Annotated in this window: 14 protein-coding genes and 1 tRNA gene; 8 read left to right on the plus strand and 7 right to left on the minus strand. The window is 67.5% G+C overall.

Translation table 11 applies throughout. The features are described 5' to 3' along the window. From ASG37_RS14240 to ASG37_RS14255, 4 genes are all read right to left on the minus strand, one after another. Entirely contained in the window at positions 1 to 711 is a 711-nt protein-coding gene (locus ASG37_RS14240; protein WP_055761699.1) for a hypothetical protein, read from the minus strand. Further along, the gene (locus tag ASG37_RS14245; RefSeq protein ID WP_055762393.1) at positions 708 to 2,153 is read right to left on the minus strand and encodes an NAD(P)-dependent oxidoreductase; all 1,446 of its coding nucleotides are present in this window, start codon (positions 2,151 to 2,153) and stop codon (positions 708 to 710) included. Before ASG37_RS14245 ends, ASG37_RS14240 begins: the two co-directional genes overlap by 4 nt. 151 nt (positions 2,154 to 2,304) lie before the next feature. Continuing rightward, positions 2,305 to 3,102 carry an undecaprenyl-diphosphate phosphatase gene (locus ASG37_RS14250; RefSeq protein WP_055761702.1) on the minus strand — a complete coding sequence of 266 codons (798 nt, stop codon included), beginning with the start codon at positions 3,100 to 3,102 and terminating at the stop codon, positions 2,305 to 2,307. Beyond that, positions 3,103 to 4,056, minus strand: coding sequence for a complex I NDUFA9 subunit family protein (locus ASG37_RS14255; RefSeq protein WP_055761705.1), 954 nt, complete (start codon positions 4,054 to 4,056; stop codon positions 3,103 to 3,105). 151 nt (positions 4,057 to 4,207) lie between these two features. Here ASG37_RS14255 and ASG37_RS14260 point away from each other — a divergent pair. Continuing rightward, positions 4,208 to 4,294, plus strand: a tRNA-Leu gene (locus ASG37_RS14260). Between the two features lie 18 nt (positions 4,295 to 4,312). Here the strand turns inward: ASG37_RS14260 and ASG37_RS14265 are convergent. After that, positions 4,313 to 4,801, minus strand: coding sequence for a thiamine phosphate synthase (locus ASG37_RS14265; RefSeq protein WP_235525254.1), 489 nt, complete (start codon positions 4,799 to 4,801; stop codon positions 4,313 to 4,315). 58 nt (positions 4,802 to 4,859) lie between these two features. On the opposite strand from ASG37_RS14265, the gene ASG37_RS14270 reads away from it, so the two are divergent. From ASG37_RS14270 to ASG37_RS14300, 7 genes are all read left to right on the plus strand, one after another. Continuing rightward, complete coding sequence (locus ASG37_RS14270; RefSeq protein ID WP_055761711.1) at positions 4,860 to 5,534, plus strand: YggS family pyridoxal phosphate-dependent enzyme; 675 nt, start codon at positions 4,860 to 4,862, stop codon at positions 5,532 to 5,534. A gap of 10 nt (positions 5,535 to 5,544) precedes the next feature. After that, positions 5,545 to 6,228, plus strand: coding sequence for an HAD family hydrolase (locus tag ASG37_RS14275; RefSeq protein ID WP_055762396.1), 684 nt, complete (start codon positions 5,545 to 5,547; stop codon positions 6,226 to 6,228). Positions 6,229 to 6,827: 599 nt separating this feature from the next. Beyond that, complete coding sequence (locus ASG37_RS14280; protein ID WP_055761714.1) at positions 6,828 to 7,028, plus strand: ParD-like family protein; 201 nt, start codon at positions 6,828 to 6,830, stop codon at positions 7,026 to 7,028. 2 nt (positions 7,029 to 7,030) lie between these two features. After that, a complete protein-coding gene (gene map, locus ASG37_RS14285; RefSeq protein ID WP_055761717.1) occupies positions 7,031 to 7,798 on the plus strand; it encodes a type I methionyl aminopeptidase in 768 nt (255 codons plus the stop codon). Between the two features lie 320 nt (positions 7,799 to 8,118). Beyond that, a complete protein-coding gene (locus ASG37_RS14290; protein WP_055761720.1) occupies positions 8,119 to 8,547 on the plus strand; it encodes a VOC family protein in 429 nt (142 codons plus the stop codon). Next, a complete protein-coding gene (locus ASG37_RS14295) occupies positions 8,544 to 9,272 on the plus strand; it encodes a glutathione S-transferase family protein (protein ID WP_055761723.1) in 729 nt (242 codons plus the stop codon). The genes ASG37_RS14290 and ASG37_RS14295 overlap by 4 nt, the downstream gene beginning before the upstream one ends. Next, a complete protein-coding gene (locus tag ASG37_RS14300) occupies positions 9,248 to 9,607 on the plus strand; it encodes a DUF1428 domain-containing protein (RefSeq protein ID WP_055761725.1) in 360 nt (119 codons plus the stop codon). The genes ASG37_RS14295 and ASG37_RS14300 overlap by 25 nt, the downstream gene beginning before the upstream one ends. 258 nt (positions 9,608 to 9,865) lie before the next feature. Here ASG37_RS14300 and dnaN read toward each other — a convergent pair whose 3' ends face one another. Both dnaN and ASG37_RS14310 read right to left on the minus strand, forming a co-directional pair. After that, positions 9,866 to 10,978, minus strand: a complete 1,113-nt coding sequence (gene dnaN / locus ASG37_RS14305) for a DNA polymerase III subunit beta (protein ID WP_055761728.1) — start codon at positions 10,976 to 10,978, stop codon at positions 9,866 to 9,868. A 450-nt stretch (positions 10,979 to 11,428) separates the two neighbouring features. Continuing rightward, positions 11,429 to 12,088 carry an outer membrane protein gene (locus ASG37_RS14310; RefSeq protein WP_055761731.1) on the minus strand — a complete coding sequence of 220 codons (660 nt, stop codon included), beginning with the start codon at positions 12,086 to 12,088 and terminating at the stop codon, positions 11,429 to 11,431.

Below are 12,088 nucleotides of genomic sequence, written 5' to 3' on the forward strand. Positions count from 1 at the left end.
TTACTTTCCCTTCACGGGGGCGGCCATCGACCGCATCGTCATCATCATCGCCTCGGCCACCGCTGGGGTGATCGCCTGTGCGAGCGTGTTGGTTTCGGCGGTGATCGCTGCCTGCAGCTTGGGAACTGCCAACTGGAAACGACGGCCGGTAGCGGTCGCACCGAAGCGCGCGAGCTCGGCGATCTGTGCCGGGGTCATCGCCCGCAACGATCCGGCCATATCGATCGCACCGGTCACGTCGCTGGTCGTCAGATGTCCGTTAGCCTGCCCAGCGGCCGCGATCTTGGCAGTATCGACATTGGCGGCGACCGCCCCTTGCAGCGCCCTTCCCGTCGGCGATCGCAGGAACCGGGTAACTTCGCTCAGGTCGGCGGGCGACAGGTCGGCGGCAGCGACTGCCGCAATCCGCTGCTGCAATACCGGCAGTCCGTCACGATAGGTCTGCTCGACCACGACGGCACCGGCATCGAGCAGCTTGGCCCGCGCACCAGGACTGCGCTGTTCCAGCGTGGTGATCGTGGGCTGTTGCGCCAGCGCCTTTCCCCCCTCGGTACGAAACGCAGCGACGGCATTACGTGTCGTCATTTCGGCCGGGACATAGGCCTCGGCAAAAGCAAGCGCTTCGGCCGAAACCTTGGCGGTCGTGGCGAGAGTGGGGGGCGGAGCGGCGGTCGGCGCCTGCACCAGCAACAGCGCTAGCGCAGCGATCACGCCGCCACCCTCGCCGCCTTGGCCTTCGCTTTCAGATAGGTGTGCATCCGCTCGGTCACGTCGCGGCCGTCGCGGATCGCCCAGACGACCAGCGACGCACCGCGCACGATGTCGCCGGCGGCAAACACGCCGTCGAGCGAGGTCATCATCGACTTGCCGTCGACGCGGACCGTGCCCCAGCGGGTGACGCCCAGTTCAGGGGCATCGAACAGCGTCGGCAGGTCCTCGGCATCGAAGCCCAGCGCCTTCACCACCAGATCGGCGTCGAGCAGGAATTCGTTGCCCGGATCGGTTTCCGGGGCGCGGCGACCCGAGGCGTCGGGCGCGCCCAGCCGCATGCCGGTCGCGCGGACCTGCACCACCTGCCCGTCACGCTCGTCGAACGCGGCGGGGGCGGAGAGCCAGACGAACTCGACGCCCTCTTCCTCGGCATTGGCGACTTCGCGCTGCGATCCGGGCATGTTCGCGCGGTCGCGGCGGTAGAGGCACTTCACCGACTTCGCCCCCTGGCGGATCGCGGTGCGGACGCAGTCCATCGCAGTATCGCCGCCGCCCACCACGACGACGTTCTTGCCCGCGGCGTTGAGTGATCCGTCGTCATAGGCCGGCACGGTGTCGCCGAAGCCGATCTTATTCGACGTGGTCAGATAGTCGAGCGCATCGACCACGCCGCCGCTGCCGACGCCGGGTGCCTTGATCGCACGCGGCTTGTAGACGCCGGTGGCGATCAGCACCGCGTCATGCTGCTGGCGCAACTGGTCGAGGGTCGCGTCGCGGCCGACCTCGAACCCTTCGTGAAAGACGATGCCGCCTTCCTTCAACCGCTCGACGCGGCGCATGACAACCGGCTTCTCCAGCTTGAAGCCGGGGATGCCATAAGTCAGCAACCCGCCGGCACGGTCGTAGCGATCATAGACATGGATGTCGTAACCGAGGTTGCGGAGCCATTCCGCCGCCGCCAGCCCGGCCGGGCCGGCCCCGACGATCCCGACCGACTGGCCGCGCGCCGGGCCGACCGCCACGGGCTCGACCCAGCCGTTTTCCCATGCGGTGTCGGTGATGAACTTCTCGACCGATCCGATCGTGACCGCGCCGTGCCCTGAAAATTCGATGACGCAATTGCCCTCGCACAGCCGGTCCTGCGGGCAGATGCGGCCGCAGATCTCGGGCATGGTCGAGGTACTGTTGGAAAGCTGATACGCCTCCTGCAACCGCCCTTCGGCGGTCAGGCGGAGCCAGTCGGGGATATGGTTGTGCAGCGGGCAATGCACCGAGCAATAGGGCACGCCGCATTGCGAGCAGCGCCCGGCCTGATCCTCGGCCGCCGGCGGCGCATAGCGCTCGGCGATTTCGCGAAAGTCGTCCGCGCGCAATTCGGCTTCGCGCTTGGCCGGATAGGCCTGCGGACGCGCGACGAACTTCAACATTGCTTGATCGGCCATGGTGCCCTCCGATCGTCCGAAAAGCATATTCGGGCGACGGAGTCACGCAACAAACTATCGATGGGTCAGCTTTGGTGTCCCATTTATCTTAATGCGAACGGTTTGCAGAATTTTCACAACCGTTCGCCATGCCGTTGAGGCCGATCCGGCCCTATCGCGCAAGCAACCAGATCAATGCCATGCTGCCGGCGACGATCCGATACCATGCGAACGGCGCGAAACCGAAGCGGCCGACGATCCTGACGAAACCCTTGACCACCAGCAGCGCCACCACGAACGCCGCGCCGAAGCCAATCGCGATTCCCGTCAGATCGTCGAGCGTCAGCAGCGCGCGATCCTTGTACAGCGAATAGACGGTCGCGCCGATCATCGTCGGCACGGCGAGGAAGAAGCTGAACTCCGCCGCCGTCCGCCGCTCGACGCCGAGCAGCAGCGCGCCCATGATCGTCGCGCCCGAGCGGCTGACGCCCGGCAGCATCGCGATACACTGCATCGCGCCGACCGAGACGGCGTTGCCGACGCTCATGTCCTCGACCGCGTGGATGCGGACCCGCTTCACCATTCGTTCGATCAGCAGGATCAGCACCCCGCCCACGATCAGCGCGACGGCGACGATCACCGGCTTCTGCATCACCGCGCGGATCGCGTCATAAAACAGCGCGCCCGCAACCATCGCCGGCAAAAAGCCGATCAGGATGTTGCGGGTGAACGCGATCGCTTGGCGGTCCATCCGGGTCAGCCCCAGCGCCACGCCGGTGAAGCGCGCACGATAGGCGACGAGTACCGCGAGGATCGCGCCCAACTGGATCGCGATCTTGAACACGATCGAGCTTTCGTCGGTATAGCCGAACAGCTCGCCCGCAAGGATCAGGTGCCCGGTCGAGGACACCGGCAGGAATTCGGTCAGCCCCTCGATGATGCCGAGGACGACGTAGGTGATCCACTCCACTTACGCGCCCTTCAGTTCGGCGATGCGACCGAAGCGCCCGCTCTTGCGATACTGCACCAGCCAGTCGGGGGCGACGGTGGCCATCGGCACCGGCCGCTGGTCGAACGCCTCGATCCCCAGAACGCCGTCGCCGACGACATTGTCCTGCGACAACATCGCCCATTGATCCTTCGAGATCGGGGTGAGCGGCATCGCCGCGATCACGCTGCCCAGTTCGTTCGGGATTTCGAGGAAGCGGACGTCGCGGCCGATCGCCTGCGCGATCCAGCGGTTGAGCCCGCCCATCGTCACCACGTCAGGGCCACCGATCGCATAGGTCTGTCCACCGAACCGGTCGGGATCGCCGAGCGCCTTGACGATCACCTGCGCCAGATCGACGACATAGACCGGCTGGAACTTCGCCGAAGCCGCCATCACCGGCACGATCGGGCGACCGATCAGCGCGGGCGCGCGCGCGATCATGCCGGCGAAGCGGTTGACGAAGCCGTCCTCGCGCCCGAACACGATCGAGGGGCGCAGGATCGTGGCACCGGGAAACGCCTGACGTACCGCCTCCTCGCCGCCCGCCTTCGAACGGCCATAGGCCGAGGGCGAGTTCGCATCGGCACCAATCGCCGAAATCTGCACGAACGCCGTGGCACCCGCCGCCTGCGCGGCTTCGGCGACCGTGCGGGCACCGGCGACATGCACCTTGTCGAAATCGCCCGCCAGCACGCCGACGAGGTTCACGACCCCGTCCGACCCGGCGACCGCGCGCGCGACCGTTTCCGGCTTCGACAGGTCGGCGGCGACGAACTGCGTCTGGCCCAGCCCGCCTTGCGTCTTGAGGTAGAGCGCCTGGCGCGGATCGCGCTGCGCGATGCGGACGCGGGCGCCGGCCTTGAGCAATTCCTGCACGACATAGCGGCCGACAAAGCCGCCACCGCCGAACAGCGTGATCAACTGGTTCTTCATCGTGCCTGCCTTCTGCTTCGCGGGGCGGTGATCGGTTCGAATGCGGGAACCCCATGCCGTTCCGCCACGCAAACGGCAAGGACCGCAATTATTCGCAACAACGTTGTTGACACCCCCGGCGACCCCCCGTAGAGGCGCCCTCCTACCCCGTGCCCAGATGGCGGAATTGGTAGACGCACCAGCTTCAGGTGCTGGCGATCGCAAGGTCGTGGAGGTTCGAGTCCTCTTCTGGGCACCATTTTTCCCGAGACCAATTTCATACCGCCCAGGCGTCGATCGCGGCCCAGCCGTGGATCGCCCGGCCCGTGAGGCTGCGCGCGCGTGGCGCGTCCATGCCGCCGAGCGCGATGGTCGGGAGGCGGTTGTTGCGCAGCAGCAGGCCGAGGCGGACCCGGCCGAGCGCACGGGCGCCGGGGTGCGAGCGCGTGGCGAAGACCGGCGAGACGAAGATCGCGTCCACCCCGGCGCGCTCGGCGGCGATGCGTTCGCGCAGCGTGTGGACCGGGCGGGTGGCGAGGCCCCTGCCCGGTCGCGCGGTGCGGCCGTGGATGCCGTCGGCGCGGGGCAACGCCGGTCCGGCCACCAGCAGCACCAGCCGGCGGGCGCGGGCGATGCGGCGGACCTTCGCGAATAACGCACGGCGCTCGACCGGCGGGGTCGCATAGTGGCGGAACACGATGCCGCTCCCCCGTGGCATCCGGGCGACGATTGCGGGCAGCGCTGCGCCCAGCCGTTCATCGGTCATCAGCCAGCATCGCGGCAAAGGGTGGCGGGAGCGCATGCACCCCCCTATAGCGCGCGCCATGTCTGAACCCGAGCCCCAAGCACGCCTGTCCGCCATCCGCGACGCCATTGCCCGTGCCGAGACGATCGCGCGCCGCGAGCACGGATCGACCACGCTGATCGCGGTCAGCAAGACGCACGACGCCGCGACCATCCAGCCGCTGATCGATGCCGGACAGCGCGCGTTCGGCGAGAACCGGGTGCAGGAGGCGCAGGGCAAATGGCCCGCGCTGCGCGAGGCGACGCCGGGCATCGACCTCCACCTGATCGGGCAGTTGCAGTCGAACAAGGCCGAGGATGCGGTGCGGTTGTTCGATGCGATCCATTCGGTCGACCGGCCCTCGCTCGTCACCGCGCTGGCGAGGGCGATCGACAAGGTCGGGCGGGCGCCAGCGTGTTTCCTTCAGGTCGACATTGGCGACGAGCCGCAGAAGGGTGGCTGTGCGCTGGCCGATCTGCCCGCGCTGTTGCGCGAGGCGGCGGCGGCGGGGCTGCCGGTCGCCGGGTTGATGTGCGTGCCGCCGTTCGACGTTGAGGCCGCGCCCTATTTCGCGCTGACCGCGAAGCTGGCGCGCGACCATGGCCTTGCCGGGCTCAGCATGGGCATGTCGGGCGATTACGAGGTGGCGGTGACGCTGGGCGCTACGCATGTGCGCGTCGGATCGGCGTTGTTCGGGCAGCGCCGGACGGTTTGAGGACAGGATGATGACGCGACCCAAGGCCATGCTGTTCGATTTCGACGGGGTGCTGATCGAGAGCGAGTTCGCCGGCAACCGGCATATCGCCGAGGTGCTGACCGCCGCCGGCCATCCGACGACGGCAGCCGATTCGATGGCCAATTTCATGGGGCTGTCGGGCAGGCAGTTCACCGATGCGATCGAGCGCTGGGTCGGCGGCCCCCTGCCCGCCGGCTTCGCCGAGGCGCGGGCGATCGAGGATGCGCGGGTGCTGGCCGAGGGGGTCGAGGCGGTGGCGGGGGCGGTCGCGTTCGTCCGCTCGCTGCCCGCCGATCTGCCAAAGGCGATCGTCTCGTCGAGCACGACGCACTGGATCCGCACCCACCTCGACCATATCGGGCTGGGCGATGCGTTCGGCGAGCATGTGTATAGCGGCAAGGAGCATGTCGCCAACGGCAAGCCCGCGCCCGACCTGTACTGGTATGGGGCCGAGCGGCTGGGGGTCGCAATCGAGGATTGCGTGATCCTCGAGGACTCGCCGGTCGGGGTGCGCGGCGCGGTCGCGTCGGGCGCGCGGGTGATCGGGCTGTGCGCGGGGTCGCACTGCGCGGTGGGCCATGATGCGCGGTTGCGCGAGCTGGGCGTAAGCGAAATCGCGCATGGGTTTGATGCGGTGGCGGAATTGATCGGCGGCGCGCCGGGCGAGGCGTAGCGCAGCTACGCCGCGCCGAACAAGGCGCGCCCGGCCGACGGCGCTGGCAGCGCCGTTCGACGGCACGGGCTTTGCCCGTGGCGGGGCCTGTCGCACGCTTCGATTCCCCCCAAAGTTTACATTTACCGCGCGTTTCGTCGGCACGCGGCAGAATGGGTTCACGCGGAGGCGCGGAGACGCGGAGGGGGCGTGGACGCCGTGGGGTCACGCTTCCGCACGGCCGTGTTGCAGGTTTGCCGGCGCGCCGGGCATGGTGCAGCGAAGCAGCACCGCGCCGCACAAGGCGCGCCCGGCCCGCGGCGCTGGCAGCGCCGTTCGACGGCACGGGCTTTGCCCGTGGGGTGGCGCAATCCCCGCCAAAGTTTACAAAGTTTACACTAACGACGCATTTGTTGCGAAGCGTTTGCAGCATGGGGCGGCGCATCGTCGGCTGGGTCGGCACGCGGCGATCCCGCCGGTCAGGAATGTTGCGTATCTCCACCACCCGCCCCCCGCATCGCGACCCGGCGGACCCTGACAGCGACCGGCGCTGTAGGACAGCGCGTTGACTGGATGCCATACGAACCATATATGTTCCATATGCTACACAAGGAACCGACATGGGTATCGTGAAGATCGACGATGCGCTGCACGAGGCGGCGCGGCGCTCCAGTACCGTGCTGTGCCGGTCGATCAATGCGCAGGCCGAATTCTGGATGAAGATCGGGATGCTGGCCGAGGCGAACCCGACGCTGTCGTTCAACGCCATCGTCGCGCGCGAGATCGCCGCCGCGCACCTGCCCGTCGCGGACGCCGCCTGACCATGGTCAAGACGACGGAGGAACTGGCGGCGATGCGGCGCTCGGGCAAGCTCTTGGCGCAGGTATTCGCGATGCTCGACCGGACCGTGCTGGAGGGCATGTCGACGCTGGCGATCAACGATCTGGTCGAGCGGTTCATCACCGATGATCTGGCGAGCCGGCCGGCGAGCAAGGGGCAATATGGCTTCGCCTATGTGCTCAACAGCTCGATCAACGACGTGGTGTGCCATGGCGTGCCCTCGGCCGGGGCGATCGTGCGGGGCGGCGACATCGTGAACCTCGACATCACGCTGGAGAAGGACGGATTCATTGCCGATTCGAGCAAGACCTATACGGTCGGCACGGTCAGCCCGCAGGCGCGGCGGCTGGTGGAGGTGACGCAGGGCGCGATGTGGCAGGGCATCGCCGCGGTACGGCCCGGCGCGCGGCTGGGCGACATCGGCCATGCGATCGAACGCCACGCCAAGCAGCATGGCTATAGCGTGGTGCGCGAATTCTGCGGCCACGGCATCGGCCGGGAGATGCACGAGGAGCCGAACGTGCTGCATTTCGGGCGGCGCGGCAGCGGCATGATGCTGCGCGAGGGGATGACCTTCACCATCGAGCCGATGCTCAACCAGGGCAGCCGGCGGATCGAGCAGAGTGACGACGGCTGGACGGTGACGACCGCCGACGGGAAGCTGTCGGCGCAGTTCGAGCATACCGTCGCGGTGACGGCCACCGGGGTCGAGGTGCTGACGCTGCGTGAGGGCGAGCGGCTGGCGGCGTGAGCGGCGCTTTGGTAATTTGGCAATTTGGTAAGGTGCTGAAGGTCGATCCATCGGCGTGAAACCGTTGCCCCGACGCAGGCCGGGTCTGATCCCCCACCCTGAAACAGACGTCATCCCGGCGAAGGCCGGGATCTCCCGGGGTTAATGCGCGACAGGAGCCGCTTGAGGCCCCAGCCTTCGCTAGGGCGACGTTCGTTTCCGGGTCCATGGGTCGGACCTTGGCGCGCCTTGCATGGCGCGCCCCCTTTCGACGAGGGTTGCATCGGCGCGGCGGGTGGCGATGATCGTGGCACCAGCGACTCGGGCGAAGGTGGGCGAGCATGACGCGGATGATCTTCGTGAATCTGCCGGTGAACGACGTGGCGCGGGCGACCGCTTTCTACCAAAGCGTCGGCTTCGTGCGCGATCCGCGCTTTTCGGGCGACGACAGCGCGTCGATGCAATGGTCCGAGCATATCGTCGTGATGCTGCTTCACCGCGATCGCTTCGCCGGTTTCGCACCGCTGCCGGTCGCCGACGAACGGACGGCGACGGCGCATCTGATCGCGCTGTCGCTGGACGACCGCGCGGGCGTGGATAGCTTCGTCGCGGCGGGCACGGCGGCGGGCGGGACCGCCGATGTCCGGCCGCCACAGGATCACGGCTTCCTGTACGGCCGCACGATCGCCGATCCCGACGGCCATGTCCTCGAACCGATGTGGATGGACCTTGCCGCGTTTGAGGCGATGCGGGCGGGAGAGACGGGGTGAGCGGACGGCCGGTCCTCACCGCCTATGACTGGGTGCCCGATTTCGCGCGCGGGCAGGTGCGCGACCTGCGCGTGCGCTGGGCATTGGAAGAGATCGGCCAGCCCTATGACGTCGCCTATCTGGCGCAGGGCACGCAGAAGCGCGAGGCGCACCGTGCGCTCAACCCCTACGGCCAGGTGCCGACCTATGCCGAGGGCGATCTGGTGCTGTTCGAATCGGGGGCGATCGTGCTGCATCTCGCGCGCATCCATCGCCGGTTGCTGCCCGACGATTCGGGCGGCGCGGCGCGGGCGAGCGAATGGCTGTTCGCGGCGCTGAATACGGTCGAGCCGCCGATCGCCGATCATGCGACGGCGACGATCTTCGAGGCGCACGAACCATGGTCGCGTGCCCGACTGCCCGGCATCGAGGCGCGGGTCCGCCAGCGACTGGCCGAGACGGCGGCGCGGCTGGGCGAGCGCGAATGGTATGACGGCGATTTCTCGGTCGGCGACCTGATGATGATTTCGGTGCTGCGGCTGCTGCGCGACGATCCGCTGCTGACCGGGGAACCGACGCTGGCCGCCTATGTCGCGCGGGGGCAGGCGCGCCCGGCGTTCACGCGGGCGCTGGCGGGGCAGATGGCGGGGTTCACCGGTGCGCCGCCGCCGGGGTTCGACCGATGGCGCGCCCGGCTGGCCGCCGCACAGGGAGCAGACACATGCGCTATGTCAGTGGATTCGTGACCCCGGTGGCCGATGCCGACCGCGACGCCTATCGCGCGTCGGCCGAGGCGGCGTGGGCGATCTTTCGCGATTATGGCGCGACCGGCCAGATGGAGGCGTGGGGCGACGACGTGCCGCCGGGCAAGCAGACCGACTTCGCCCGCGCGGTGGCGCTGAAGGATGGTGAAAGCGTGGCGCTCGGCTGGATCCTGTGGCCCGACAAGGCGACGGCGGAGCGGTGTTTCGCGGCGATGGAGAGCGATCCGCGCTTCGCCGAACTGCCGATGCCGTTCGACGGATCGCGGATGATTTATGGCGGGTTCGTGCCGATTTTTAGCGGTGGGGTGGTGGGGTAGCGGCTCTTTTGTGTCTCCCCTCCCTGACAAGGGAGGGGTTGGGGGTGGGTTGGCCCGCGAGGAAACGAAGCACCCGACAACCAGCCGACCCACCCCCGGCCCCTCCCTTGTCAGGGAGGGGAGCAGGTTGTCATGGCATCGCGTCGGGGGGCCGTCATGGGAATTAATCCCATGACGTCGGTCGCCGTTGCACGGCGCCGGCCGGTCTTGCGCGTGCGCTTTTGGCGCACCGGCGAATAAGTCCCTTATTCGCCTCGCTTAGACCCTCATCGGCATCAGCACGTACAACGCCGGCGACGCATCGTTCTCGCGGATCAGCGTCGGGGCGGCGGCGTCGGCGAGGTGGACTTCGCAGATGTCGCTGTCGATCTGGCCGAGGATGTCGAGCAGATAGCGGCTGTTGAAGCCGATCTCGAACGGCAGCGCGCTATAGTCGCCGGGAACTTCCTCCGCCGCCGCGCCGTTTTCGGGGCTCGTGACCGACAGGGTGATCTTGTCGCGGTCGAGCGCCATCTTGACCGCGCGGGTCTTTTCGGTGGCGATCGTCGACACGCGGTCGACGCCGGCCATGAAGCTTTTGGGATCGAGTTTGAGCAGCTTGTCGTTCGCGGTCGGGATGACGCGCGAATAATCGGGGAAGGTGCCGTCGATCAGCTTGCTGGTCAGGATCGCCTGCCCCAGATCGAAGCGGATCTTGCTGGGCGAGAGCGACACGCCGACCGAACCGTCGACCTCGTCGAGCAGCTTGCGCAGTTCGGCGACGCATTTGCGCGGCACGATGACGTCGGGCATCTTCTCGGCACCCTCGGGCCGGTCGACCGTCATGCGGGCGAGGCGGTGGCCGTCGGTTGCGGCGGCCTTGAGCACCGGCTTGCCGTCGTTTTCGGCGACATGGAAGAAGATGCCGTTCAGATAATAGCGCGTCTCTTCGGTCGAGATGGCGAAGCGCGTCTTGTCGATGATGTCCTTGAGCGTCTTGGCCGGCAGCTCGAACTGGGTCGGCAGTTCGCCTTCCGCGATGACCGGAAAGTCGTCGCGCGGCAGCGTGGCGAGGCTGAAGCGGGCACGACCCGCGATCACGGTCAGCCGGCCTTCGGCGGCGGCAAGCTGGACCTGCGATCCCTCGGGCAGCTTGCGGGCGATGTCGAACAGGGTGTGCGCCGACACGGTGATCGCACCCTGCTGATCGACGGCGGCGGGAACCGTCTCGTCGATCTGCAGGTCGAGGTCGGTCGCCATCAGGCGGATGGTCGATTCACGCGCGTCGATCAGGACGTTCGACAGGATCGGAATAGTGTTGCGCCGCTCGACCACCGACTGGACATGGCTCAGCCCTTTCAGGAGGGTCGCGCGTTCGATCGTCGCCTTCATGAATATCCCCCGCGCGGATGCGCTCGCAGCTCGGCCGGCGGGCTGGATTCGCCGGCAACGTATGAAACCTGAACGATACCCCTAGCGCAAAGAAAGGCCGGCGCAAACCGCCCCGGCCTTTCTTGCCATGGCAATATTCGACCCATTTTCGTCGTCCCCGCGCAGGCGGGGACCCATTGCCGCAGCGGCTGCGATCCTGCCGAAGCCTCGGCGGCTATGGATTCCCGCCTGCGCGGGAATGACGAGCGTCGGGGTTTTAGGGCCGATCGACATTCATGTCCTTATCGTCACCCCGGACTCGTTCCGGGGTCCACCTAGCCGCGAACGCTGTCGATAGAAGCTCGAACCGCACCGTTTGTCGCACCGTGGACCCCGGAACAGGTCCGGGGTGACCAGAATAGTGGCTCCGCACACCCGGAACGACACTGGATAGCTAAATGTCGATCCAGCCTAGAAGCGGATGCCGACGCCGGCGACGACCTGATGCCGGTCGGTGTCGATGTCGTAGCGCGGCGAGGTCGCGCCGTTGCCGAGCTGGAAATCGGCGTTCGAATAGTTCGAATAGCGATATTCGAGCTTGGCATAGGCGCGCGTGCCGATCGCCTGTTCGACGCCCGCGCCCAGGCGATAGCCGTTCAGTTCGAAATTCTCGCGGCTGTCGGTGGTGCCGTCGCTGGCCAGCACGTTGAGGCGCGCGTTGGTGTAGCCGCCCTTCACATAGACCAGCGTCTCGGGCGCAGCGAGGATGCCGGCGCGCGCGCCGACATACAGGTCGCGGCCGGTCTTGACGTTGCCGAAGCCGAAGAAATTGGGATCGGTGCGCGCGGTTTCGACCTTGCCGGTCGATCCGGTATATTCGCCTTCCACGCCGATGAGGAAGTTGCTGAGCGCGAAGTCGTAGCCGGCCTCGACGCCATAGAGCAGGCCGTTGACCGTCTCGTCGTCGCCGTCGAGGTCGCTGTCCTCGGTGCTGCCCGGGCGGATGCCGTCATAGCCGGCGAGCGCGCCGACGCGGAAGCCGGTGAACGCCGGGTTCACGTCCTGCGCCAGCGCCGGGGTGGCGAGCGCGGTGCCGGCGGCGAGGCCAAGGGCGATCAAAGTGGTACGCAT

The organism is Sphingomonas sp. Leaf407, assembly GCF_001425385.1.
GTDB lineage: Bacteria > Pseudomonadota > Alphaproteobacteria > Sphingomonadales > Sphingomonadaceae > Sphingomonas.

Excerpts from the sequence above, each read along its gene's own strand:
- ASG37_RS14245 (WP_055762393.1), bottom strand. The coding sequence starts at position 2,153 with ATGGCCGATCAAGCAATGTTGAAGTTCGTCGCGCGTCCGCAGGCCTAT.
- ASG37_RS14255 (WP_055761705.1), bottom strand. The coding sequence starts at position 4,056 with ATGAAGAACCAGTTGATCACGCTGTTCGGCGGTGGCGGCTTTGTCGGC.
- ASG37_RS14265 (WP_235525254.1), bottom strand. The coding sequence starts at position 4,801 with ATGACCGATGAACGGCTGGGCGCAGCGCTGCCCGCAATCGTCGCCCGG.
- ASG37_RS14270 (WP_055761711.1), top strand. The coding sequence starts at position 4,860 with ATGTCTGAACCCGAGCCCCAAGCACGCCTGTCCGCCATCCGCGACGCC.
- ASG37_RS14275 (WP_055762396.1), top strand. The coding sequence starts at position 5,545 with ATGACGCGACCCAAGGCCATGCTGTTCGATTTCGACGGGGTGCTGATC.
- ASG37_RS14280 (WP_055761714.1), top strand. The coding sequence starts at position 6,828 with ATGGGTATCGTGAAGATCGACGATGCGCTGCACGAGGCGGCGCGGCGC.
- map (WP_055761717.1), top strand. The coding sequence starts at position 7,031 with ATGGTCAAGACGACGGAGGAACTGGCGGCGATGCGGCGCTCGGGCAAG.
- ASG37_RS14290 (WP_055761720.1), top strand. The coding sequence starts at position 8,119 with ATGACGCGGATGATCTTCGTGAATCTGCCGGTGAACGACGTGGCGCGG.
- ASG37_RS14300 (WP_055761725.1), top strand. The coding sequence starts at position 9,248 with ATGCGCTATGTCAGTGGATTCGTGACCCCGGTGGCCGATGCCGACCGC.
- dnaN (WP_055761728.1), bottom strand. The coding sequence starts at position 10,978 with ATGAAGGCGACGATCGAACGCGCGACCCTCCTGAAAGGGCTGAGCCAT.
- ASG37_RS14310 (WP_055761731.1), bottom strand. The coding sequence starts at position 12,088 with ATGCGTACCACTTTGATCGCCCTTGGCCTCGCCGCCGGCACCGCGCTC.